Source organism: Streptomyces sp. SL06, assembly GCF_058244745.1.
The window spans coordinates 226,301-248,948 of the sequence record NZ_JBSYOT010000002.1 but is presented as its reverse complement, the minus strand read 5'-3'; the positions used below and the strand labels follow the sequence as shown (position 1 = coordinate 248,948).

Below are 22,648 nucleotides of genomic sequence, written 5' to 3'. Positions count from 1 at the left end.
GCAGGGGCACGGAATCCTCCCGGCGGCCCGTCGAGCCCGCCCGTACCGCCCGGTTCCACCACCGGAGCCTGATGAGCTGTCACCTCCTGGGCGGAATGTGCACCACCGCGTGGACGGGCGCCTAGACTGCTCAGTCGCGCCTCCGTGCGGGGGCGGACGACACGAAAGGCACGTTGACGGGTGTTCCAGGATTCCCCCATCTACGACCGACTCGTCGCCGAACGCGGTGACGTCCCAGCGCAGGTGCGCTCGGATGCCGAGCGCGTGAGCAGGGAGCTGGAGGTTGTCATGCGCCCGTTGCACTCGCCCGGCCACCTGCCCGGCGCCGAACGACAGCCGTCCCCGGGCGCCGGATGGCAGCGCACCGCCCTGCTGCCCGGCCCGCGCCCGCACTGACGGGCCGAGGCCGCCCGGCGGGCGGACCGGTCCTCACACCAGGGTCGACGCGCTCGGCCCGTCCGCGCCCACCGGGCCTTCGGACCCGGGCCGGGCCAGCCACTCGGCGATGGTGCGGGCGATCGGCTGGCCCGTGTCCACCTCGACGAAACCGAACTGCCCCGACTGGTTGCACTCCAGGAACCACCAGATGCCGTCGCCGTCCTCGGCGAAGTCGAGGGCGCCGTACGCCAGTCCCGCGGCCCGCAGATAGGCGCGGACCGCCTCGGCCACGCGCGGCGGCACCTCCGCGGGGCGCCACGGCTCGGCGGACGCCGTGAACCGGACGTCCACCTCGTCGGGCTCCGGACCCACGAGGGCCGTCTTCCGGGCCGCCAGCAACTCGTCGCCGACCGCGGTCAGACGGATGTCGGCCCGCTTGGCGACCCGGCGTTGCAGCAGTGTCGGGCCGTGGGCGACGGCGGAGAAGTCCGCCTCGGGTGGAACCCGGCTGGTCGGCACCGCCAGCGGCGGATCCTGCGGGTGCGCGCCCGAGACCGGCTTGACCACCAGATCCGGGTAGCGCTCGGCGAACTCGTGCGCCGCACGCGGAAACGTCGTGATCAGCGTGGCCGGCACGGGCAGCCCGCACTGCTGGGCGAGACGCAGCTGCCAGGGCTTGTACCGGGCCCGGTGCGCGGCGTCGGGCTGGTTCATCCAGCGCGCCCCGCAGTCACGGAGCATGCCGTACAGCGCCTGCCCGGCCTCCTCGGCCAGCCACGAGGACGGCTCGGCGGCCCGCGTGGCCGCGCCGCCCGGTCTGCGCACCCAGATGGAACGCAGCCCGCCGATGCTCACCAGGCGGCCCTCCGAGGACAGATGGCCCCTGAAGGAGCCGTGCGCGAACTCGCCGGAGAGCGCGACGGAGCCCGTCAGATCGGCGGGATCCAGCCGGACCACCGGCACGCCCGACGCGTTCAGGTGCACGACCACCATGTCCGCGGTGACATCCTCTTCACAGGTAAGGATCAACACGGTCATTCTCGGCGGCCCGTGTTCAGTCGTCGAAGTGAGTCTTCGACCCCGCGGTGGAGGTCGTGGTCCCCAGCTCTCTGAGCAGCGCGTGGTCGCCGGCGGCCACCCGCCCGTCCAGAAGTACGTTCAACTGCAGCCCGGAGTCGTAGACGTACGGAGTGGTCGCTTCCAAAGCCACTGCTGGCCGTGCGTAGTTGAGCGCGAACGGTTGCATAGTCTCTCCCTAGTCGGTGCTGCGCCGATCAGGTGAAGGATCTTGTCCGCCTTCACCTGGTCCGCCGACTTCCTTCGGCTTCCAGAGACTTATACGAATCGAACGGGTGATTGGTTTCCTCACGCTGCGTAGTCACCGGGCGGGCTCGCGCCCTTGTGCCGGTCCACGATCTTCCGCCGCCCGCCCAGTGAGCCGCGCGTGGAGCGCAGGGCGAGGAGCAGCACACCGACGTCGTCCAGGTAGACCGGATCGGGCAGCAGGTCCGCCGGGAGCACCAGATAGAGGACGGCACCCCAGAAGATCCAGCGCGGGCCCGTGGGGAGCCCGGCTCGTCTGAGGTCCCGCCGGGTGCGGACCAGCCGCACCAGAACGGCGACCGCCGCCGCGAGGGCGAGCGTGGCCAGCACCGCCGCGACGATCACCACTGTGGTTGTGTCCACCGTGCCCCTCCTTGTGGCGCGCGGCACGCGCCTACTCTCCCGGATGCCCGCTCACGGCCGCGGCAAGACCGGTGTGCGGTGTCTCTCATTCCTGCGGCCCACTCAAGTGGCACGGTGCGCCGGCCGTGCCTAGTAATGGTCAGCACACAGCGCGTGTCGCATGTCGGGGACGCAGGGCGGCCGCACCCCCACCACACGGAGAGATCATGACCACCGGCTCTTCATCACCCCGCTCGCCCGAGTACGCCATACCCGCCCTGGACCTCCCCACCGGGGAGACGACCACGGCCACCGGTACCCACACGCTGCGGCGGCCGGGCACGGAACTCGGCGTCCGGGAGACAAACGTCTGGGAAACCGACCTGCTCGAACCCGAGCCCGCCGTCGACGACGCGGTGGCGTGCGCGTACGGAGACCCCGTCGGCGATCTGGTGCGCACCGCCGTGGCCGACCGGCCGCTGGAGGAGGTCGTCGACCTGATCACGATGCTGGAGCAGTCCCCGAAGTACGCGCGGGCCACGGTCGACGCGCTGCGCGCGGTCGGCGTGAACCGGCCGGTGGAGGACGTGACGCGGCTGGTCGGCCTGCTGACCCGGCCGCCGCGGAACCCCGACAGCGCGGACGAGGCGATCCGGGCCGCGGCGGAGTGCCGTTCCGTGGAGGACGTGACCCGGCTGATGGCACTGCTGCACCGCACGCCCCTGGAGACGCACTGCGGGCAGGCGGCCGTACGGGCCGCCGCCACCGGCCGCCCCGTCGGGGAACTGGTCGAGCTGATCGGCCGCCTCGCCGAGGACCAGGAGGACTCGGAACGTACCGACGCCCGCCGGCCGCGGGAGGTCCTCGACGAGACCGGCGCGGACGACGAAGGGGAGCCCGCCACCGGCGCGTTCACCGCAGGAGACCCCCGCGCACGCGAACGCCGCAAAACGCCCCGCCCGGACCACCGGGGAAGCGACCACGACAGCGCCAAGGGCCGCACGGCTCACGACCCCGACGAGGAGCGTGCGGCTCACGAGGCTGACGAGGACCGTCCGGCTCGGGACCGTGACACCGGCCGTGCGGCTCAGGATCGTGATGGGGTCCGTGAGGCTCAGGGCCCTGGCGGGGTCCGTGCGGCTCGGGACCGTGACACCGGCCGTGCGGCTCAGGATCGTGATGGGGTCCGTGAGGCTCAGGGCCCTGGCGGGGTCCGTGCGGCTCGGGACCGTGACACCGGCCGTGCGGCTCAGGAGCGTGACGGGGTCCGTGAGGCTCAGGACCCCGACGAGGACCGTGCGGCTCGCGACCGGGGCAGGGACCGTGCGGCTCGCGAGCGTGGCAAGGGACGTACGGCACGGGGCCGGGGCGAGGACCGGGCCGCCCGTGAGCGCGGGCGTGCGGTGCGTCGGGCCGTCCGGGGCGTGGACTGGCCGGCCCGGCTCACCGTGGCCGTCCTGGCCGGGTGCGGCGTGGCCTGCTTCCCGCTGCACCGCGGGGACGCCTCCGCCCGTGCCTACGGGATCGCCCTCGCCCTGTCGGCGCTGTGCCTGCTGCTCGCCCTGCTGCTGGCCGTGCGGCCCGCCGTGCCGCTGCTCGTCGCGGCGGTCGTGGGACCGGGGGCGCTGGCCGTGGTCGAGCTGTACGGCAGCGCGACACCCTCGGCGCGGGTGTCCGGGGTCACGGGCCTCACGCTTGCGCCCACCTGGATCGCCGGCGCCGTGGCGGTGGTGGCCTCACTGGCCGCGCTGACGGCCCTGGGCGTGCGGGTGGCCTCCGCGCAGGACGCCGCCGGGCGCCGGCGGGTCCGCGGGACGACCGCCGTCGGCCGCGCGGCGGACTGAGCGCACCGGCCGCCCCTCACCTCACGTGGTCCGCGCCGGAGAGACGACCGTCTCTCCGGCGCGGACCACGTGCCGTGCTCACACCCCCAACATGCCTGCGGGATGCTGGTGTTCGAGCAGACCGGTGAGCACCCGGTCGGGAGTGAGCGGGAGTTCACGGAAGCGGACGCCGGTGGCGTGGTGGACGGCATTGCCGACGGCCGCCGCCGAGCCGACGATCCCGATCTCGCCGACCCCCTTGCTGCCCATGGGGTTCAGACGGCGATCGTCCTCGTCGATCCAGTGCGCCTCCACGGCGGCCACGTCGGCGTGCGCGGGCACGTGGTACGAGGCGAGGTCCCGCTCGACGAAGTCCCCGAACGCCGGGTCCATCGTGCTGCCCTCGGTCAGCGCCATGCCCAGGCCCATCGTCATGCCCCCGATGAACTGCGAGCGCGCGGTACGGGCGTTGAGGATGTGCCCCGCGGCGAAGACACCCAGCAGCCGCGTCACCCGTACCTCGCCGGAGACCGTGTCGACGGTGACCTCGGCGAAGTGCGCGCCGAACGCGTGCCGCGCGAAGGGGCTCGCGGCGTCGGCCGTACCGGAGGTGTCGGCGTCGGCGGCGAGGCCCTCGCCGGGCAGCGGGCCCGAGTGCTCGGCCAGCCGGCCGGTCAGCCGGACGCAGGCCTCGTGCACCGCCCAGCCCCAGGAAGCGGTGCCCGAGGAGCCGCCGGCCACCGGGGCGAAACCGATGCCGCTGTCCGCGACCTCGACCCGGACCCGGTCCAGCGGGGCGCCGAGCGCGTCGGCCGCGATCTGCGCGAGCACCGTCCGGGCGCCCGTGCCGATGTCGGTGGCGTTGACCCGTACCAGGAAGCCGCCGTCGGGCAGCGCCCGCGCCGACGCCACGCACGGCGACACCAGGACCGGATACGTGGCCGAGGCCACCCCGCTGCCCACCAGCAGGGGCCCGGCGCGGCGGGACCCCGGGCGCGGATCGCGCTCCCGCCACCCGAAGCGGCGGGCGCCCTCGCGCAGGCACTCCACCAGATGCCTGCTGCTGAAGGGCTTGCCGCTGGCGGGCTCGGTCTCCGGCTCGTTGCGGATCCTCAACTCCACCGGGTCGACGCCGAGTTCGGCGGCCAGTTCGTCCATGGCGGACTCGAGGGCGTACATTCCCGGACACTCGCCGGGGGCCCGCATCCAGGACGGCGTGGGCACGTCAAGGCGGGCCACCCGGTGGAGGGTGCGCATGGCGGGAGCGGCGTACATGACCCGGGCGGGTACCGCCGCCTGCTCCACGAACTCCTTCACCCGGGAGGTGTGCGTCGTCACCTCGTGCACGAGGGAGATGAGCCGGCCGTCGCCGTCCGCACCCAGGCGCAGCCGGTGCAGGGTCGGCGCGCGGTGTCCGACGGCGGCGGGCAGATGGCGGCGCGGCAGCGCGACCGTGACCGTTCGGCCGGTCTCGCGCGCCGCCATCGCGGCCAGCACCACGTCGGGCCGCGGCGTGCCCTTCGAGCCGAACCCGCCGCCCACGTGCTCGGCGCGGACGGTGATCCGGTCCTCGGGCAGTTCGAAGATCCTGGCGAGTTCCGCGCGTACGGCGCTGGTGCCCTGGCTGGAGGAGTGCACCGTCAGCCGGTCGCCGTCCCAGCGCGCCGTGCTGGCGTGCGGCTCCATCGGGTGGTTGTGCAGCGGCGGCACCCGGTACTCGACGTCCAGCAGGGTCGGCGAGCCGGCGAGGGCGCCGTCGGGGTCGCCGTGCTCGGTGACCGCCGGGTACCCTCCGTTGGCCGTCTGCGGGACGTACGCCTCCGGATGCGCCGCGCCGAGCGTCACGTCGTGGCCCTCGCTCTCGTAGGCGACCCGGACGGCGGCGGCACCGGCGCGGGCCGCCTCCGTCGTCTCGGCGACCACCAGGGCCACGAACCAGCCACGGTGCGGGACCCGCGGGCCGCGCAGCACGGCCAGAGCGGGGTCGCCGGGCTCCGCCAGCCGGGCCGTGTTCTCGTGCGTGAGCACCGCGAGCACGCCGGGCACGGCGAGCGCCGCGGTGGTGTCGACGCCGGTCACCCGGCCCCGCGCGACCGTGGCCGGCACGGGCCGGGCCTGGGCACGGTCCGGGGAGTCGTACTCGGCGGCGTACCGGGCGGTGCCGGTGACCTTCTCCCGCCCCTCCCGGCGCTCGGCCGGGGCACCCAGGACTCGCTCGGTGCCGGTCATGGGGTCCTCCTCGTGGACGCCGGATTCAGGTCGAGGCCGGGGCGAGCCGGCCCAGTACGTCCAGGGCCAGCCGGCGGGCCAGCGGCACCTTGTAGGCGTTGTCCCGCAGCGGTTCCGCGGCGGCCAGCTCCAGGTCGAGGGCGTGCTCGAACGCCGCCGTGGTGGGCGCCGCGCCCAGCAGCGCGTCCTCGGCCCGCCGGGCGCGCCAGGGCCGGTGCGCCAGCGCCCCGAAGGCGATCCCCACCCGGTCCACCACCCCGTCCGCGATGTGCAGCACGGCCGCGACGGAGGCCAGCGCGAAGGCGTACGACGCCCGGTCCCGCGCCTTGCGGTACGCCGAGGACAGCCCGCCCGTCGCGGCCGGCAGCACGACGCCGGTGATCAGCTCGCCCGGGTGGATCTCGGTGTCCCGCTCCGGACGCATGCCCGGCAGCCGGTGGAAGTCGGCGGCGGGAACGGTCCGGGTGCCCTCGGGGCCGCGCAGCTCCACGCGGGCGTCCAGCGCGGCCAGCGCCACCGCCAGGTCGGAGGGGTGGGTGGCGATGCACTGATCGGAGTACCCGAGCACGGCGTGGTCGCGGTGCACGCCCTCCAGGGCACCGCAGCCGGTGCCGGGCTCCCGCTTGTTGCAGGGCTTGGACAGGTCCTGGAAGTACGGGCAGCGGGTGCGCTGCAACAGGTTGCCGCCCGTGGTGGCGGCGTTGCGCAGTTGCCCCGAGGCGCCCGCGAGCAGCGCCTGGGACAGCGCGGGATAGCGGTCGCGGACGGCGGGATGGGCCGCGAGGTCGCTGTTGCGGACCGTCGCGCCGGCCCGCAGCGCGCCGTCGGGCAGCTCCTCCACCCCGTCCAGCGGGAGCCGGGTGACGTTCGACGAGGGCGGCGGGCCTCTCCACGCCGAGCTTCATCAGGTCGACGAGATTGGTGCCGCCGCCGAGGTAGCGGGCGCCGGGGTGGGCCGCGAAGGCGTCGGTGGCCTCCTCGACGCTCTCGGCGCGTACGTAGGCGAAGGGCTTCACGGGATCACGTCCTCGACCGCGTCGGCGATCCGCGGATACGCACCGCACCGGCACAGGTTGCCGCTCAGCCGCTCCCGGATCTCGTCCCGGTCCAGCGCGACGGGCTCGCCGGAGGGCGCCGCCGGGTCGGTGACGTGGGAGGGGTGCCCGGCCTCCGCCTCGGCCAGTACGCCGACCGCCGAGCAGATCTGGCCCGGGGTGCAGTACCCGCACTGGAAGGCGTCGCGTTCCAGGAAGGCGTGCTGCACCGGGTGCAGTTCCTCGCCGTCCCCGGCCAGCCCCTCCACGGTCGTGATCTCGCTGCCGTCCAGCGCGACCGCGAACAGCAGACAGCTGTTGACGCGCCGCCCGTCGACCAGGACCGTGCAGGCGCCGCACTGTCCGTGGTCGCAGCCCTTCTTGGCGCCCGTCAGCCCGAGATCCTCCCGCAGGAGGTCCAGCAGGACGCGGCGGTTGTCGACGATGAGGGTGTGCGGTTTGCCGTTGACGCGGAGCGTGGTCTCCGAGCAGGGGGTTTCCGGTGGGCGGGAGGCGGGGGCGCTCTCGTGCTGGCTGTCCATGGCGTCGATGACCTTCCGGGACGGGCCGGGCCGTGCTGCCGTGCGGTCCGCGTATCCGTCTCACCCCGGATGACACATGAGGGTGCCCTCAGCCGACAACGCCCCGGGCCGGTCGGGGGTCAGCCGTCCGGTTCGGTCACCGGCCTGGCGCTCTCCCGGCCGCCGGTCTCCGGATCACCGATCCGGGCCGGCCTCCTCGGGGGTGTCTTCCCGGGCGGCGCCCTTCGAGTCGGTGGACTTCGAGCCGTCGGCCTTCGGGCGCGACGCCCGGCCCGCGCCCCTGAAGCGCTCCAGCGTGCGGGTCAGCCCTCGCAGCGGGGACGCCGTCGGCGCCTGGGCCGGCGCAGGCCCGGCCGGAGCCGCCGGCGCGGACTCCCGGTACACGGCCAGCGCCTCGGCCGCGCGCTCGGCAGCCTCCCGGTACAGGTCCCGGGACTGCGTCATCGCCTCCAGCGCCTCGGCGTACATGGCCACCCGCGCGCGTTCGCGGTCCAGCTCCTCCTGCAGCGTCAGCAGCCGCCAGTCCTCCCGCAGTGCGGTGAGGGCCTCCCCGGCACCGTCCGGCAGCGGCCTGGGCAGCGCGGCGAAGGACTCCACCGCCGTGAGCAGGGCGGTGGGCTCCGAGCCGTCCAGGAAGACGGTGCGCACGGAGAACTCCCCGGCGTCGTAGCCGGCCGGGGCCGGCGTGCCGGGCAGCACCACGGCGCCGCCGCGCGGCACCTGGACACCGAAGGCCTCCAGCGCCCAGTTCACGACCCGCAGCTGCTGCGGCGCGGCGCGGTGCTCGACCACCCGGTGCCGCAGACCGGGCGGCAGCCGGTCCGCCAGCGGCACCCGGCCGCGGTGGTCGGGGGTCATCGCCTCGTGCACGACGACGTGGATGTTCCACCCGCTGCGCCCGGACTCCTTGAGCAGCCGGCGTACGGCCTTGTCGTCGTCCGGCAGGGTGTTGATGCCCCGCAGCCGCAGTCCCGTGGCGGCGTCCCGGTCCCAGGTGACGTCCGGGTCGTCCGGCCAGAACATGGTGGCGGGGGAGGGCCAGCCGAAGTCCCAGGTCTCCTCGGCCTCCGCGAGCAGGGTCCACTCCTGCCCGCCCGCCGAGCCGGGCTCCAGCGTCAGCCTGGCCCGTACGGTGACGGCCCCCGGAGCCTTCCAGCGGGCCTCGAAGGTCAGCAGGGCGACGCTCCCGTCGGCCGGCGGCTCGGCGGGCAGCTCCAGGAAGTCGTCGAGGACATGGCTGTCCTTGAGGCGTCGCAGCGTGTGCCGGACGGTGTCCTCGGCCGCGGAACCGACATGGCGGCCGCGAGCGGCCCACAGGGTGGGCGGAAGTGTGGGGCGGGCGGTGGGAGAGGTCGGCATGGGTCCATCAGGCAGCAGGGGCACGGACGTAGGCAAGTATCGTCGCCGCAGGTCAGCGGAGAGCACCCGGGGGGTCCGCCGACCGGGCGGGCCACAACGCGGTGCACGGTACGGCGGTGGCTCCGAGGTGCGGTCGTGGGCGAGGGTGGGCAGGAGCACCGCTACCGACCGTACGGCACGAGAAGGAGCGAACCGATGAACCTCGACCTCGGCGGACGTACCGCACTGGTGACGGGCTCCTCGCAGGGCATCGGCGCGGCGATCGCCGCAGGACTGGCCGGGGCCGGCGCCACCGTGGGCGTCAACGGACGCGACGCCGGCCGTCTGGAGGCGAGTGTGCGCGCCCTGCGGGCAAAGGTGCCGGACGGCGTGTTCGTGCCGGTCGCGGCCGACCTCGCCACCGAGGAGGGCGCCGAGCGGGCGCTGGAGGCGCTGCCCGACGTCGACATCCTCGTGAACAACCTCGGCGTCTTCGGCGCCGTGCCCGCGCTGGAGATCAGCGACGACGAGTGGCGCCGCTACTTCGAGATCAACGTCCTCGCGGGCGTCAGGCTGACGCGCGCCCATCTCCCCCGGATGAGGGAACGCGGCTGGGGCCGGGTGCTGTACATCGCGAGCGACTCGGCCGTCGTCATCCCCGCCGAGATGATCCACTACGGGGTCTCCAAGACCGCCCTGCTCGGGGTGGGCCGCGGCTTCGCCAAGGAGGCGGCGGGCAGCGGCGTCACGGTCAACTGCGTCATCGCCGGACCCACCCACACCGAGGGCGTCGAGGACTTCGTGTACCAACTGGTCGACCGCGACCTGCCCTGGGACGAGGCACAGCGCGCCTTCATGCGCGAGCACCGGCCGCAGTCCCTGCTCCAACGGCTGATCGAGCCCGAGGAGATCGCCAACCTCGTGGTGTACCTCAGCTCCCCGCAGGCATCCGCCACGACCGGCGCGGCGGTCCGGGTCGACGGCGGGTACGTCGACTCGATCCTTCCCTAGGGCCCGGAGAGCGCGAACCCGGCGGAGGCGCCCATCCGCACCGGGCGCCCCTCGGCCACGCGGCCGGACGCCGACCAGACGGCGCCGAGCAGCGAGACCGGCACCAGCAGGGCCGGGAACAGCGACCCGGCGCGCGCACGCCCGGGACGCGCACCCGGCGCGCGGCTCGCGCCCGAGCGCGCCGCGGTTCACCCGTGGTACGGGCGGCGGGCCGTCGGCACAATGGAGCCCGCGGGCGGGCCCGCCCACCATCCGCATCGGGGCGGGTCCGCCCGTGCCGTCCCCGCGCGGATTCCCGGCCCAAATACCGCATTGTGCCGGAGCGCGCGCACGTTCCTCTGGAAAATGCCAAAGCACTCACCGGATGCGTGCACATTCCGTAGTCTCGGCGTCACGTTCGCGGTACAGCCGTGCAGGGGAGGGGATCCGGCGTGCCCGGAATCGACGAGAGTCTGCTGGAAGCCATGCGACTGCCCGGTGCGCGGGGGGCGTCGCTGGTCGACTGGATCAGTGGGCTCGCCCTGGGCGCCGTGGGTGAGGCACCGGGCGGCGACTGGGAGGCGACGGCGGCGGAGACCGCGGAACTGGCCCGGCACGTCGCGGAGAGCGGCTCCCTGGCGGCGGTCGGCACTCCCGGCGCCGGTGACGGAGCCGGGCCGGACAAGGAACCGCCGGTGGAGGACCTGATCGCCACCACCACCGACGCCTACCACCTGCTCAGGTTCGTCAGCACGCCCTTCGACAGCACCGTCTTCCTCCATCTGTGGCTGGACCGCAACGACGGAAACCTCGCCCTGGCCCGCATCCGGCTGGCCGAGATGGCGGATCGTCTGGTGCTCGGATGACCAGAGTGACGACCACCTGGGCCGCGTACGAGACGACGTTGGCGGCCCTCGGCGCCCTGGCGGCCGAAGGGGCGACCGGTGCCCTGTCGGGCGAGCGGGGCATCGTCTACCTCTCGGCGGGCCGCGTCGTGCACGTGGAGTCGGCCTGCACCCCGGACCTCGGCGCGCTGCTCACCCGCAGCGGTACCGTCCCGCAGGACGGCTGGTGGGACGCGGTGGACGGGGGCGGGGCGCAGCACCGGGTCGGGCACCGGCTCGTGGACAGCGGCCGGCTCAGCGCCGGGGCACTGGAGGTCTGCCATCTGGGCGCGCTGTTCGACGCCGCGTACTTCGTCCTCACCCACGACACCCGCGCCCACCGCTTCCGGCCCGGTGCCGTGCACTGGCTCGGCGCGGTCCGGTCCGTGCCCGTGGAGGTCGTCGTCCGCGAGTCGGAGCGCCGGCGCGCCCTGCTGGACCGCATATGGCCGGACCCCGACATCGACACCGTCCCCCTCGCCCGGGTGCCGGACGCCGACACCGCCGACCTGCCGGCCCGGCGCGGCCGGACCCTGACGCAGGTCGACGGCGTCCGCACCGCCGCGGAGATAGCCTCGGCCCTCGCCTGCCGCACCTACCACACCCTCGTCGAACTGCGCCGCCTTGCCGCCGACGGCCTCGTCACCGCCGCGCCACCCCTCCCCACCCCCCTCCCGACGGGCTCGGGCCCGCGCGGCGTCGTGTGGGACGACCCGGACACGGCCCTGCTGCGACGGCTCCGAGACGCCTTGGAGGCCCTGTGATCCGCGCGCGCCGCCAGCGTGCCGAAAGGAGACTGCTCATGGCCGTCGAGAGCGACGTCCTGGAGGAACTGCACCGACTGCGCAATCGCGTGCCCCAGTTGACCGGGTCGCTCGCGGCCACCGTCGACGGGCTCGTCCTGGCCCACGACGCGCCGGGCACCGAACCCGAGAGTCTCGCCGCGCTCACCGCCGCCGCCCTCGGTGTCGCGCACCGCATGGCCGAGGCCACCGCGCGCGGCGGGTTCCGCGAGTTGCTGCTGCGCGGGGCCGACGGCTACGTCGCCACGTACGCCGCAGGTCCGGCCGCCGTGCTCACCCTGCTCGCCGACGGCCGGGTCAACGTGGGCCGGCTGCACCTGGAGGGCCGGCGCAGCGGCGCGCGGATCGCGGAGCTGGTGGCCGCCCGCATCGGCCAGGACCGCGGCGCCGCCACGGCCGCCGAGCACAGCACGACCCCCGCCGCCGACTCGGCGCGGCCCATCGGCACCCTGCCGGTGCGCACGCCGCAGCGGCCCGCACACCAACCCAGTCCGCAGGCCGGCGGACATCGCCGGCCGACCTGACCAACCGACCACGCACCGATCACGCATCGATCACGTCCGGAAAGGAACTCACCATGGCCAACCTGGAGACCTCGCTCAAGGAATGCCTCAGCTCCATCGACGGAGCGACCGCCGCCGCGCTGGTCGACTACACCAGCGGCATGGCACTCGGCACGCTGGGCGGGAGCAAGGACTTCAACCTGGAGGTCGCCGCCGCCGGCAACACCGACGTTGTGCGGTCCAAACTGCGCACGATGGAACACCTCGGTCTGAAGGAGGAGATCGAGGACGTCCTGATCACCCTGAACACCCAGTACCACCTGATCCGCCTGCTCAAGGGCCGCGGCGGCAACGGGCTGTTCCTCTACCTGGTGCTCGACTCGGGCCGCGCCAACCTGGCGATGGCCCGCCACCAGCTGCGCCGGATCGAGAGCGAACTGGAGGTCTGACCCGGCCCGCGCCCACAGCGCGCGCTCGACGACCGGCGCCGGCGCCTCTTCGCGAGACGCCGGCGCCGGTCGTCACGGCTTCTCAGGCGCCGCTCTCCCGGAGCATGTCCTCGCGCTCGACCAGCTTCACGCGCTCACGCCCCTGGGGCTCGCCCAGCGCCTTCTCCGCGGCGTCGAGCCGGTACCAGCCGGCCCAGGTGGTGAAGCGGATGTCCCGCTCGGCGAGGAAGGCGTCCAGGCTCTCCGGCTCGGGTGAGGCGGGGGTCAGCAGCCTGCCGTTCGCGTAGTCGTCCAGCAGGTTGGAGACCGTCTCGTTGGCGTCGCCCTTGGTGTGGCCGATCAGGCCGACCGGGCCACGCCGGATCCAACCGGTGACGTACGTCGACCGCAGGTGCTCCCCGGACTCCTGGACGACCCGGCCGCCCTCGTCCGTGACCGTGCCCGAGTCGATGTCCCAGGGCAGCTTGGGCAGTTGGTCGGACAGATAGCCGACGGCCCGGTAGACCGCCTGGACGTCCCAGTCCTTGAACTCGCCGGTGCCCCTGACATTGCCGGTGCCGTCGAGCGCGGTGCGCTCGGTGCGCAGGCCGACGACCCGGCCGTCCTCGCCGAGGATCTCGGAGGGCGACTCGAAGAAGTGCAGGAACAGCTTGTGGGGCCGGTCGCCGATGTCGCGGATCGCCCAGTTCTCCAGGGTCTTGGCGACCATGTCGGCCTGCTTGCTGCCGCGCCGGGCCGCGATCGAGCCCTCGTCGTAGTCGATGTCCTCGGGGTCGACGATGACCTCGATGTTGGGGGAGTGGTCCAGCTCCCGCAGCTCCATCGGGCTGAACTTCGCCTGCGCGGGACCGCGGCGGCCGAAGACGTGGACCTCCAGGGCCTTGTTGGCCTTCAGGCCCTCGTACACGTTCGGCGGGATCTCGGTGGGCAGCAGTTCGTCCGCGGTCTTGGCGAGGACGCGCGCGATGTCCAGGGCGACGTTGCCGACACCGAGGACCGCGACCTTCTCCGCCTCCAGCGGCCAGGTGCGCGGGAAGTCGGGGTGGCCGTCGTACCAGGCGACGAAGTCGGCCGCGCCGTAGGAGCCGTCGAGGTCGATGCCCGGCAGGGTCAGGGCCCGGTCCGCCGTGGCACCTGTGGCGAAGATCACACCGTCGTAGAAGGTGCGCAGATCGTCCAGGCTGATGTCGGTCGGGTACTCCACATTGCCGAAGAGGCGGATCTGCGGCTTGTCGAGCACCTGGTGCAGGGCCGTGATGATGCCCTTGATCCGCGGGTGGTCGGGCGCCACGCCGTAACGGATCAGGCCGAAGGGGGCGGGCAGGCGCTCGAAGATGTCGATGGACACACCGGGCTCGGCGGCCACCTCGGACTTGAGCAGGGCGTCGGCGGCGTAGATCCCGGCCGGGCCGGATCCGACGATGGCTACCCGCAGAGGGCGGGGCATGTTCAGGTTCCCTTCGAGCGGCGACAGATCGTCTCGAGGGAAGCCTAAACTAAGGCAAGCCTAAGTCGGTACGCGGGTCCGGTCTATAAGGTCATAAGGACATCTTATGGCATCTCATGGCCGAGGTTGGGGGCGGGCCGGAGCGCGGGTTTGAACCCGCGGTCACGGGTGACGCAGGCGTGGGACGCGGTGATCGCGCCCACCGTGCCACCTCACGAGAGGAGTCGCCGTGGACGGACCGGACGACGGCTCGGATCCGAACCGGTGGCGAGCCCTGTGGGTCACCCTGGTCGCCGGTTTCATGACCCTGCTGGACGTGACGATCGTCGCCGTCGCCCTGCCGTCCATGCAGCGGGAACTGCACGCCTCCGCGGCGTCCGTGCAGTGGGTCGTGTCCGGCTACGCCCTCGCGTTCGCCCTGACCCTGGTGACCGCGGGACGCGTCGGCGACGCGTGGGGCAGACGACGCGTCTTCCTCGTCGCGCTGGCCGCCTTCGTGTTCTTCAGCGCCGCCTCGGGGGCCGCGCCCGGCATCGAGCTGCTGATCGTCGCGCGGCTGGCCCAGGGCGTCGCCGCGGGCGCCCTCGCGCCGCAGAACTCGGCACTGATCCAACAGCTGTTCCGGGGCGTGGAACGCGGGCGCGCGTTCGGGCTCTTCGGGGCCACCGTGGGCATCTCCAGCGCCGTGGGGCCGGTCGTCGGCGGCCTGATCCTCTCCCTTGCCGGCGCCGGCGGCTGGCGGTGGATCTTCTATGTGAACGTGCCGGTCGGCGTGCTCGCCCTCGTGCTCGGCTTCCGCCTGCTGCCCCGGGTGGCACCCGGTGGCCGGGGCCGTCTCGACCCCGTGGGCGTGGCGCTCCTCGGCTTCGGGATCCTCGCCCTGATGCTGCCGCTGGTGCTGGCCGAGAGCGGCGGGTTGACCAAGGCGTGGTGGCTGTTCCCGGTGGGACTGGTGATGCTGGCCGTCTTCGCGTGGTGGGAGCGCCGGGTGGCCCGCGGGGGCGGGGAACCGCTGCTCAACCCCGCGCTGTTCACCGAGACCCGCGGCTACACCACCGGCGCGGGCCTGGCCACCCTGTACTTCGTCGGGTTCAGCGGTGTGTGGCTGGTGTTCGCGCTCTTCTTCCAGGACGGGCTGGGCTTCTCACCGCTCAAGTCCGGCCTTTCGGTGACCCCCTTCGCGGTGGGGTCGGCCTTCGCCGCGGCCGTGGCGGGCCGGCTGGTGGAGCGAGTGGGGCGGCTGCTGACGGTCTGGGGACTCGTCGCTGTCATGGCGGGGCTCGGCACGACCGCGCTGGTGCTCTGGCTGGCCCCGGCCGACCGGGCCGCCTGGTTCGCCGCCCCGGCGATGCTGCTCGGCGGCCTCGGCAGCGGGTGTGTGATCTCCCCGAACGTCACGATGACGCTGCGGGAGGTCCCGGTACGGATGGCGGGCGCCGCCGGCGGCGCCCTGCAGACGGGGCAGCGGCTGGGCGGCGCCGTGGGCACGGCCGCGCTGCCCGGACTGTTCTACCTCACGCTGAACGCCACCCACGGGGACTACCGGGACGCCGTCGCCCTGGCGGTGGGCTGCGGTGTCGTCACCATGCTCTGCGCGCTCACCGTCGCGGTCCGCGACTGGCGCCAGGACCGTCCCTCCGGCGCCCGGAGCTGCCCGCCGGAGGCGGCCCACAGCCACACCCACGCGGGACAGGGCTGACCGGGCCGCCCGCCCTCGGGGGTTTGACATCGCCGTACCTGGCGACCCGCAGGACAGGACCGCGCACGACATCGCAAGCCAACCCGAGAGGTGAGCCACTGTGGCCGGCAATCAGAAGTCCAAGGCCAAGATGGAGCAGGCCAAGGGGAAGGCCAAGGAAGCGGCCGGCCGGGCCGTCGGGAACGAGCGGATGACGGCCGAGGGCCGCGCCGAGCAGTCCAAGGGGGACGTTCCGGCAGGCCAAGGAGAAGGGCAAGGACGCGTTCCGGCGCTGACACCCCGACGCACCAGGGCCGCGGAACCCGGCAGGCAGCCGGCTCCGCGGCCCTGACGCGTCGTGGCGGGGATCAGCCGATGTGGTAGGCGTCGCCGTACACGTGCCAGTCCAGCGGTGGGTCGAGGTCCAGGTTGCCCTCGTTCAGGAAGACGCGCTGCGCCGTGTCGACCCGGCTCGTGTCGCTGTGCGCCTCCTCCTGCTCCATGGCCCACACCCGCGCGTCGAGGAACGCGTGCAGGTAGGCCACCTCGTCGCCGCCCTGCGCCGGCGTCCTGGCCCGGCCGAGCGCCCGCTCCCGGATGCTGCCGAAGCTCGCCGGGTCGCCGCCGTCGCCGTGCATGACGATCGCGTCGTAGTACGCGAACTGGCCCAGCGTCCGCAGCCCGTCCTCCTCGCCCCGCCGCACGGCCGGGCCGAAGTAGACGCGGTCGCGCTCGTCGTCCTGCGCCCGGCGGAACTCCGGATCGTCCGCGGCCCGGCGCCAGTCGTCGGGGAAACCGGGATCGAGCCCCTCGTGCGAGGCGGAGCCGTCGACCCGGCGCAGCGCCGGAAGATACCCGGCGAGTACGTTGCCGGGGCTGCGGTCGCCGTACAGCTCCACCAGGTCGAGCATGTCGCCGGTGCCTGAGCAGAAGCCGATGATGCCCGCCGTGTAGCCGCGCCCGTCACCGATGTCCTCGATGTACGGGTACTGCGCCTTCCAGTCGAGCGAGGAGTTCTCCGCGCTGGACACCAGCCGCATCGCGATCTCCTTCTTCACCGGGTCGTCGAGCCCCGGCGCGCGCACGGCTGCCGTGGCCCGCGAGGGGCTGAGAAGGGGGACTGCCGCCAGGGACGCGCATGCCATGGCGAGCACGGTACGGCGCGAGGTGCCTGCGGGGCGCGCCGGGTCGGGGGTCGGGTGCCTCACGGCATCTCCAGGTGATCGTGGGGTGATCGTGGGGTGGGGGGAGTGCGGGCACTGATAGGAAAGTTTCCTACCAGACAATCGGCACACCGGACACCCACCCGGCAGCACATTGGTACGTACGGACCGTGGGCGGCGCCCGCGTCCGTCAGGGCGCCGGCTGCTCCGCCCAGATGACCTTGCCGGCCGGCGTGTAGCGGGTGCCCCAGCGCTCGGCGAGCTGCGCGACCAGGAACAGACCGCGCCCGCCCTCGTCCGTCATGGCCGCGTAGCGCAGATGCGGCGAGGTGCTGCTGCTGTCGAACACCTCGCAGATCAGACTGCGGTCGTGCAGCACCCGGACATGGACCGTCTCACCGCCGTACCGGATCGCGTTGGTCACCAGCTCGCTCAGGATCAGCTCCGTGGTGAACACCAGCTCGTCCAGTCCCCACTCGGCCAGCCGCCGGGTGACCTCGGAGCGCACCTCGCCGACCGCCGCCGGGTTGTTCGGGACCTGCCACTCGGCGACCCGGTCGGGGCCGAGCGTGCGGGTACGGGCGACGAGCAGGGCGATGTCGTCGCCCGGCCGCTCCGGGAGCCGGGCGTCCAGGATGCTCCGGCAGGTCTCCTCGGGCGACTCGCCGGCCGTCTCCAACGCCTGGCGCAGGTGCCCGAGACCGACGTCGATGTCGTGCTCCCGGTCCTCGACCAGCCCGTCGGTGTACAGCACCAGCCGGCTGCCCTCGGCCAGGCGCAGTTCGGTCGTCTCGAAGGGGAGGCCGCCCAGGCCCAGCGGGGGACCGGCGGTCACCTCGGGGAACTCCACGCCGCCGTCGGGCCGGATCAGCGCGGGCGGCGGATGGCCCGCGCGGGCCATCACGCACGAGCCGGCGACCGGGTCGTAGATCGCGTAGAGACAGGTCGCACCGGTGACCGGGGCGCTGCTGTCGTCGGCGACCTCGTCCTGGTCGATGCGGCCCACCAGTTCGTCCAGCAGACCGAGCAGCTCGTCGGGTGGCAGGTCGAGGGCGGTGAAGTTGTGCACCGCCGTCCGCAGCCGGCCCATGGTGGCCGCGGCGTGCAGCCCGTGCCCGACGACATCGCCGACCACGAGCGCCACGCGCGCCCCCGACAGCGGCAGCACGTCGAACCAGTCCCCGCCGACCCCCGCCTGCGCGGGCAGGTACCGGTAGGCGACGTCCAGGGCGTTCTGCTCGGGCAGCCTGCGCGGCAGCAGGCTGCGCTGGAGGGTCACCGCCATGCTGTGCTCGCGCGTGTAGCGGCGCGCGTTGTCGATGGAGACCGCGGCGCGCGCGACCAGTTCCTCGGCGAGGGCCAGCTCGTCCTCGTCGAACGGCTCGGGCCGCTCCGAACGCCAGAAGCCGACCACCCCGAGCACCAGGCTGCCCGCCCGCAGCGCCACGGTGATCAGCGAGTGCACGCCGTACTCCACCACCTGCGTGGTGCGTTCGAACGTCCTGGGCCCGCCAGCCCGGCGCCGTGTCGAGACGGGGCTCCAGCACGGGCCGGCCGGTCCGCAGGGTGCGGCCCTGCGGGGAGGAGTCCACGTACCGGATCTGCCGCCCCACCGGATAGAGCGGGACGTCCTTGCGGATGCCGCCGAGCGCGGCGCGGCGCAGCGGCGCGAGCCCCTCCGGCTGGCCGCCGGACAGGACGGTGTCGAACAGGTCCACGGTGACGTAGTCCGCGAACCGGGGCACGGCCAGCTCCGCCAGCTCCTCCGCGGTACGGGTGACGTCCAGGCTGGTGCCGATGCCCACGCCGGCGTCGTAGAGCATCTCCAGGCGTTCCCTGGCGGTCTCGGCCCGGCCGGACAGGGCCCGCAGCTCCGTGGAGTCCCGCAGCGTCGCGACGCTGCCGGCCGGGCCGCCCCGTACCGCGGTGGGCCGCTGGTTGACCGCCAGTAACCGGTCCTTGACCAGGTGCACCTCGTCGGTGGCGACCCGCCCGGAGGCCAGCAGCTCCGCGGTGTCGGCCGGGAGCCCGAGGTCCCGGACGTGCCGGCCCTCGGCGTCCGCGGGCAGGTCGAGCAGGCGCTCCGCCTCGTCGTTGGAGAGCACCAGCCTGCCCTCACCGCTCACGATGAGCACGCCCTCCCGGACACTGTGCAGGACCGCGTCGTGGTGTTCGTACATCCGGGTCATCTCGTGCGGTCCCAGGCCGTGCGTCTGGCGCAGCAGCCGGCGGCTCACGAGCGCCGTGCCCCCCGTCGCCAGGGCCAGTCCGACGGCCGCCGCGATCAGCACCAGCGGCAGCTGCCGGTCGGCGAAGACACCCACGTTCTTCGTGGTGATGCCGGCCGAGACCAGGCCCACCACCGTGCCGTCGGGCGCCCTGACGGGCACGATGGCCTGGACCAGCGGGCCGATGGTCCCCTCCACCTCCTCGGTCACCGTCCTCCCGGCCAGCGCGGGGGCGATGTTGCCCACGAACCGCTTGCCGATGCGGTCGGGCTTGGGGTGGGTGTAGCGGATGCCGTCGCTGTTCGTGACGACGACGAAGTCCACGTCGGCGGCCTTGCGCGCGGCCTCGGCCCGGGGCTGGAGGACCGCCGTGGGATCGGGGGCGCGCAGCGCCTCGACGATGCCGGGGGAGTTGGCGAACGACGCGGCCACGGCGACGGACCGGTTGCGGGCCTCCACCGTGCCGTCGTGCCGCACCTGGAGCACCAGCGCGCCCGCCGCGGCCATCACGAGCAGCAGCACGATGACCACGTTCATGGCGAAGACCTGGGTGGCGACGCTGCGCCCGGACAGCGCCGCGCGCCAGAACGCGGTACGCCGCGGCTCCATGTCCGCTCCCCGTCGTGACCGGTCCGTGTCTTCCCGGCGTCGGGTGAACGGGCCGCTGGGACGACGGGGTGACCGCTCTCCCGATCGACCCTTCAGTCGGACCATGTGCCCATGTCTACACTGCCGGGCCCGAGGAGGCGAGGGGCGCCCCCCGTGCCGGAGCGGCCCGCCGGGCCCGCGCCCGGCGCCCGGCTCACGCCGGCCCCCCGGGGCGGGGGCGGCGGGTGGCGAGGAGCAGGGCGATGTCGTCGGGGCGGTCCGTGGTCCGGCGTGCGGTCACGATGAGCCGGTCGGCGACGCCCGCCAGCGAACGGCTCCCCGGCCGCCCGGCGGGCGTACCGGCCCTGGCCAGGGCCAGTCGCAGGGCGGTGATGCCGTCGTCGATGTCGCCGCCCGGCCGCTCCACCAGCCCGTCCGTGTAGAGGGCGAGGACGGCACCGGGCTCGACCCGGAACTCGGTCAGCGGGTACGCCGCCGCGGGGTCCACGCCCAGCACCATTCCGCCGGGCAGGTCCAGCGCCTCGGTACGTCCGTCCGGGTGGCGCAGCAGCGGGGGCAGGTGTCCGGCGCGGGCCGCGCGGGCCCGTCCGGTGGCCGGATCGAGCCGGACGTAGCAGCAGCTCGCGAACAGGCCCGGGTCCAGGTCCGCCAGCAGGTGGTTGACGCCGCTCATCACCTCGTCGGGCGGACGGTCGCCGAGGGCGAAGGCGCGCACGGCGCTGCGCAGCTGGCCCATCGTGGCCGCGGCCTGCACGCCGTGCCCCTGCACATCGCCGATGACCAGGGCCATGCCCTCCCCGGAGGCGACGACGTCGTACCAGTCCCCGCCCACCTCCATGCCCTGGGTGCCGGGCAGATAGCGCCCGGCGGTCTCCAGCAGCGGGTGCGCGGGCAGCCGCCGGGGCAGCAGTGCCTCCTGGAGCCCGCGGGCGAGGGCGGTCTCGGACTCGTAGCGCCGGGCCTTCTCCATGGCGTGGGCGATCAGCCCGGCGAGGGCGGTGAGCACCGAGCGCTCCTCGGTGCTGAAGCCGCGGGAACGGTCGAAGCCGAGGATGCAGGTGCCGACCGGGCGCCCGGAGGCGATCAGCGGCAGGAAGGCGCGGGCGCCCTCCGTGGCGTCGAGCGGGATGCCGGGGTACGCCGAGGCCAGCGCCTGCATCGAGTCGAAGAAGAGCGGCCGTCCGCTGGTCAGCGTCTCGACCCCGGGCAGCCGGGCGTCCAGCTGCACCCCCTCGAAGGGCGCGAGGAAGCCGGGCGGGAAGCCCGTCTCCCACGCCAGGTGCAGACGGCGGTCCTGGAGCAGGTAGATGGCGAGCCGCCGGCCGCCGAACGCGGACAGCAGCTCCCGCACGACCACGGCGGACACCTGGCGGGCGGTGACCGCCTCGGTGAGGGCCACGGCCAGCACGATGGGGCGGTACTTGGGCGCGGTGGAGGCGACCGGCGGCGCGGGGTCGCCCGCCTCGGGCGCGGCCGGGGGCGCGTCGTCGTCGGGTGTGAGCCCGTCGGCCACCCGGTTGGCCGGGCGGAGCGTGCCCGTCAGGAACGTTCCGGGCCGGGATACACCGAGACCGCGAGCCAGTCGCCCTCGTAGGGCTGCGGCGTCGTCGTCCGGTCGTCGTCGGGCGGGCGCCGGACGTGGAAGCTGACCGGCTCGGGGGAGAGCAGCGCGCCGCGGAGGTGGTCCTCGTAGGCGGTCTGGTCCAGCCAGGGCACGGCCTCCCACAGGGAGCGGCCGAGCAGCTCGGACCGCGGCCGGCCCAGCAGCCGGGCGGCGCTCGGATTGGCGTAGACGACGATGCCCAGCCGGTCGACGCAGAACACGCCCTCCGGCAGCAGGTCGGCCGCGGCGTCGGCCAGGGTGCCGGGCGAGGGGTCGCGGACGATGCCGCGCACCGGGCCGCCGACCGGCGGCGCGGACGGTGGCCGCCACATCTCCACCAGGCGCGGCGCACCGTCCGCGGTCCGCACGTACAGGGGGAGCCGGGGCGGCCGGCCGGCGGCCGTCTCACGCAGCGCGGCGGCGATCCGGTGCCCGTCGTCGGGCGACAGGACGCCGGTGAGCGCGTCGGGCTCGGGGGAGGCTCCGGTCATGTCCGCCGGCGCGCCGAGCAGGGCGCGCAGCGGTTCGTCGAGCGTGCAGGCGCCGGTGGCCGGGTCCCAGGTGAAACCTCCGGCGCGTTGTGGATGCCGTGCGCAGGTGGGCGGCCGGACGCACAGCGGTTCGCCCTCCCAGTGGACCGGCGGTTCGGCGGGGTCCTCGTCCAGCCGCTCCAGGGCCGCGCCGAGGTCCTGCGCCAGCCGCTCCACCGGGTCCACGGCCTCCAGCATCTCCGCGCCGTCCGGGGCGGGGGGACACAGGACGGTCAGGACGCCGTACGTCCGGTCCGGTCCGGCGACGGGCACGTGCAGGGATCCGAACGAGAAGGGCAGGCCGGCCGTGAACTGCGGATAGCGGCGCATGGCCTCCGTGGAGTTCGGCAGGACCACCCGCACGCCCAGCCGGTAGGCGTCGGCGACGGGGAACGGGCTGTCGGCGTGCACGCGCCACCAGGGCCGGAACAGCGGCCCCGGCAGTCCGGTCAGGATGGCCAGCCGCAGCAGGCCCGGCGTGCCGGAGCGCAGATAGATCCCGCCCACCCGGCCGCCGGCCGCCCTGATCGCCCGGGTGGAGGCGTCGATCAGCAGCGCCGTCGGACCTCCGGGCATCGGAGGGCCGTTCTCGGGGTTCTCGGCGCCTGTGGTCATCCGCCCCACCTCGTCGGTGCGCCGCCGCGCGGGCGACACAGCAAGAATGCGCCACCCTCGCCCGGTCGTGCATGTGCTGGGGCCGCACGGGTGAGTGCCGCGGGCGTTGACCGGGCGGACCGGAGTCCGTAATCTCC

Annotated in this window: 17 protein-coding genes and 4 pseudogenes; 9 read left to right on the top strand and 12 right to left on the bottom strand. The window is 74.1% G+C overall.

Annotated features, from left to right (window positions below):
- The first annotated feature begins 180 nt into the window (after positions 1 to 180).
- Positions 181 to 396 carry a hypothetical protein gene (locus AC4IHM_RS01480; RefSeq protein WP_490865255.1) on the top strand — a complete coding sequence of 72 codons (216 nt, stop codon included), beginning with the start codon at positions 181 to 183 and terminating at the stop codon, positions 394 to 396.
- 33 nt (positions 397 to 429) lie between these two features.
- Here AC4IHM_RS01480 and tgmB read toward each other — a convergent pair whose 3' ends face one another.
- The 3 genes from tgmB to AC4IHM_RS01465 all read right to left on the bottom strand — a co-directional run bounded on the left by tgmB (position 430) and on the right by AC4IHM_RS01465 (position 2,064).
- Positions 430 to 1,416 carry an ATP-grasp ribosomal peptide maturase gene (gene tgmB / locus AC4IHM_RS01475; RefSeq protein WP_490865254.1) on the bottom strand — a complete coding sequence of 329 codons (987 nt, stop codon included), beginning with the start codon at positions 1,414 to 1,416 and terminating at the stop codon, positions 430 to 432.
- A 16-nt stretch (positions 1,417 to 1,432) separates the two neighbouring features.
- Positions 1,433 to 1,624, bottom strand: a complete 192-nt coding sequence (tgmA, locus tag AC4IHM_RS01470) for a putative ATP-grasp-modified RiPP (RefSeq protein WP_490865253.1) — start codon at positions 1,622 to 1,624, stop codon at positions 1,433 to 1,435.
- Between the two features lie 119 nt (positions 1,625 to 1,743).
- Complete coding sequence (locus tag AC4IHM_RS01465; protein WP_490865252.1) at positions 1,744 to 2,064, bottom strand: DUF1232 domain-containing protein; 321 nt, start codon at positions 2,062 to 2,064, stop codon at positions 1,744 to 1,746.
- 206 nt (positions 2,065 to 2,270) lie between these two features.
- Here AC4IHM_RS01465 and AC4IHM_RS01460 point away from each other — a divergent pair, with 206 nt between their 5' ends.
- Positions 2,271 to 3,887, top strand: a complete 1,617-nt coding sequence (locus tag AC4IHM_RS01460; RefSeq protein WP_490865251.1) for a hypothetical protein — start codon at positions 2,271 to 2,273, stop codon at positions 3,885 to 3,887.
- Positions 3,888 to 3,965: 78 nt separating this feature from the next.
- On the opposite strand, the gene AC4IHM_RS01455 is transcribed toward AC4IHM_RS01460, so the two are convergent.
- The 4 genes and pseudogenes from AC4IHM_RS01455 to AC4IHM_RS01440 all read right to left on the bottom strand — a co-directional run bounded on the left by AC4IHM_RS01455 (position 3,966) and on the right by AC4IHM_RS01440 (position 9,030).
- Positions 3,966 to 6,095: a xanthine dehydrogenase family protein molybdopterin-binding subunit gene (locus AC4IHM_RS01455; protein ID WP_490865250.1), complete on the bottom strand. Its 2,130-nt coding sequence runs from the start codon at positions 6,093 to 6,095 to the stop codon at positions 3,966 to 3,968.
- 25 nt (positions 6,096 to 6,120) lie between these two features.
- A pseudogene (locus AC4IHM_RS01450) lies at positions 6,121 to 7,111 on the bottom strand (FAD binding domain-containing protein).
- A complete protein-coding gene (locus AC4IHM_RS01445) occupies positions 7,108 to 7,671 on the bottom strand; it encodes a (2Fe-2S)-binding protein (RefSeq protein WP_490865249.1) in 564 nt (187 codons plus the stop codon). Before AC4IHM_RS01445 ends, AC4IHM_RS01450 begins: the two are co-directional and overlap by 4 nt.
- A gap of 174 nt (positions 7,672 to 7,845) precedes the next feature.
- Positions 7,846 to 9,030: a hypothetical protein gene (locus tag AC4IHM_RS01440; RefSeq protein WP_490865248.1), complete on the bottom strand. Its 1,185-nt coding sequence runs from the start codon at positions 9,028 to 9,030 to the stop codon at positions 7,846 to 7,848.
- Between the two features lie 195 nt (positions 9,031 to 9,225).
- Between AC4IHM_RS01440 and AC4IHM_RS01435 the strand changes: the two genes are divergently transcribed.
- The 5 genes from AC4IHM_RS01435 to AC4IHM_RS01415 all read left to right on the top strand — a co-directional run bounded on the left by AC4IHM_RS01435 (position 9,226) and on the right by AC4IHM_RS01415 (position 12,638).
- Positions 9,226 to 10,020, top strand: a complete 795-nt coding sequence (locus AC4IHM_RS01435) for an SDR family NAD(P)-dependent oxidoreductase (protein ID WP_490865247.1) — start codon at positions 9,226 to 9,228, stop codon at positions 10,018 to 10,020.
- Between the two features lie 431 nt (positions 10,021 to 10,451).
- Positions 10,452 to 10,865, top strand: a complete 414-nt coding sequence (locus AC4IHM_RS01430; protein ID WP_490865246.1) for a hypothetical protein — start codon at positions 10,452 to 10,454, stop codon at positions 10,863 to 10,865.
- A complete protein-coding gene (locus AC4IHM_RS01425) occupies positions 10,862 to 11,647 on the top strand; it encodes a hypothetical protein (RefSeq protein WP_490865245.1) in 786 nt (261 codons plus the stop codon). Before AC4IHM_RS01430 ends, AC4IHM_RS01425 begins: the two co-directional genes overlap by 4 nt.
- 38 nt (positions 11,648 to 11,685) lie before the next feature.
- Positions 11,686 to 12,210 carry a roadblock/LC7 domain-containing protein gene (locus AC4IHM_RS01420; protein ID WP_490865244.1) on the top strand — a complete coding sequence of 175 codons (525 nt, stop codon included), beginning with the start codon at positions 11,686 to 11,688 and terminating at the stop codon, positions 12,208 to 12,210.
- Between the two features lie 53 nt (positions 12,211 to 12,263).
- The gene (locus AC4IHM_RS01415) at positions 12,264 to 12,638 is read left to right on the top strand and encodes a roadblock/LC7 domain-containing protein (protein WP_490865243.1); all 375 of its coding nucleotides are present in this window, start codon (positions 12,264 to 12,266) and stop codon (positions 12,636 to 12,638) included.
- Positions 12,639 to 12,720: 82 nt separating this feature from the next.
- On the opposite strand, the gene AC4IHM_RS01410 is transcribed toward AC4IHM_RS01415, so the two are convergent.
- Positions 12,721 to 14,085, bottom strand: a complete 1,365-nt coding sequence (locus AC4IHM_RS01410; protein ID WP_490865242.1) for an FAD-dependent oxidoreductase — start codon at positions 14,083 to 14,085, stop codon at positions 12,721 to 12,723.
- Positions 14,086 to 14,314: 229 nt separating this feature from the next.
- Here AC4IHM_RS01410 and AC4IHM_RS01405 point away from each other — a divergent pair, with 229 nt between their 5' ends.
- Both AC4IHM_RS01405 and AC4IHM_RS01400 read left to right on the top strand, forming a co-directional pair.
- Positions 14,315 to 15,784 (top strand): MFS transporter, encoded by a 1,470-nt coding sequence (locus tag AC4IHM_RS01405; RefSeq protein ID WP_490865241.1) that lies wholly within the window; start codon positions 14,315 to 14,317, stop codon positions 15,782 to 15,784.
- A 100-nt stretch (positions 15,785 to 15,884) separates the two neighbouring features.
- Positions 15,885 to 16,059 (top strand): annotated as a pseudogene (locus tag AC4IHM_RS01400) (CsbD family protein).
- Between the two features lie 72 nt (positions 16,060 to 16,131).
- On the opposite strand, the gene AC4IHM_RS01395 reads toward AC4IHM_RS01400, so the two are convergent.
- The 4 genes and pseudogenes from AC4IHM_RS01395 to AC4IHM_RS01380 form a co-directional block, all read right to left on the bottom strand.
- Entirely contained in the window at positions 16,132 to 16,971 is an 840-nt protein-coding gene (locus AC4IHM_RS01395; RefSeq protein ID WP_490865240.1) for a chitosanase, read from the bottom strand.
- Between the two features lie 145 nt (positions 16,972 to 17,116).
- Complete coding sequence (locus AC4IHM_RS01390) at positions 17,117 to 19,045, bottom strand: SpoIIE family protein phosphatase (RefSeq protein WP_490865239.1); 1,929 nt, start codon at positions 19,043 to 19,045, stop codon at positions 17,117 to 17,119.
- 262 nt (positions 19,046 to 19,307) lie between these two features.
- A pseudogene (locus tag AC4IHM_RS01385) lies at positions 19,308 to 19,661 on the bottom strand (histidine kinase); the annotation flags it as partial.
- A 295-nt stretch (positions 19,662 to 19,956) separates the two neighbouring features.
- A pseudogene (locus AC4IHM_RS01380) lies at positions 19,957 to 22,511 on the bottom strand (SpoIIE family protein phosphatase).
- Positions 22,512 to 22,648 lie beyond the last annotated feature (137 nt).

Coding starts and splice junctions, on each gene's coding strand:
- AC4IHM_RS01410 (WP_490865242.1), bottom strand. CDS start 14,085: ATGCCCCGCCCTCTGCGGGTAGCCATCGTCGGATCCGGCCCGGCCGGG.
- tgmA (WP_490865253.1), bottom strand. CDS start 1,624: ATGCAACCGTTCGCGCTCAACTACGCACGGCCAGCAGTGGCTTTGGAA.
- AC4IHM_RS01455 (WP_490865250.1), bottom strand. CDS start 6,095: ATGACCGGCACCGAGCGAGTCCTGGGTGCCCCGGCCGAGCGCCGGGAG.
- AC4IHM_RS01445 (WP_490865249.1), bottom strand. CDS start 7,671: ATGGACAGCCAGCACGAGAGCGCCCCCGCCTCCCGCCCACCGGAAACC.
- tgmB (WP_490865254.1), bottom strand. CDS start 1,416: ATGACCGTGTTGATCCTTACCTGTGAAGAGGATGTCACCGCGGACATG.
- AC4IHM_RS01435 (WP_490865247.1), top strand. CDS start 9,226: ATGAACCTCGACCTCGGCGGACGTACCGCACTGGTGACGGGCTCCTCG.
- AC4IHM_RS01425 (WP_490865245.1), top strand. CDS start 10,862: ATGACCAGAGTGACGACCACCTGGGCCGCGTACGAGACGACGTTGGCG.
- AC4IHM_RS01420 (WP_490865244.1), top strand. CDS start 11,686: ATGGCCGTCGAGAGCGACGTCCTGGAGGAACTGCACCGACTGCGCAAT.
- AC4IHM_RS01440 (WP_490865248.1), bottom strand. CDS start 9,030: ATGCCGACCTCTCCCACCGCCCGCCCCACACTTCCGCCCACCCTGTGG.
- AC4IHM_RS01460 (WP_490865251.1), top strand. CDS start 2,271: ATGACCACCGGCTCTTCATCACCCCGCTCGCCCGAGTACGCCATACCC.
- AC4IHM_RS01415 (WP_490865243.1), top strand. CDS start 12,264: ATGGCCAACCTGGAGACCTCGCTCAAGGAATGCCTCAGCTCCATCGAC.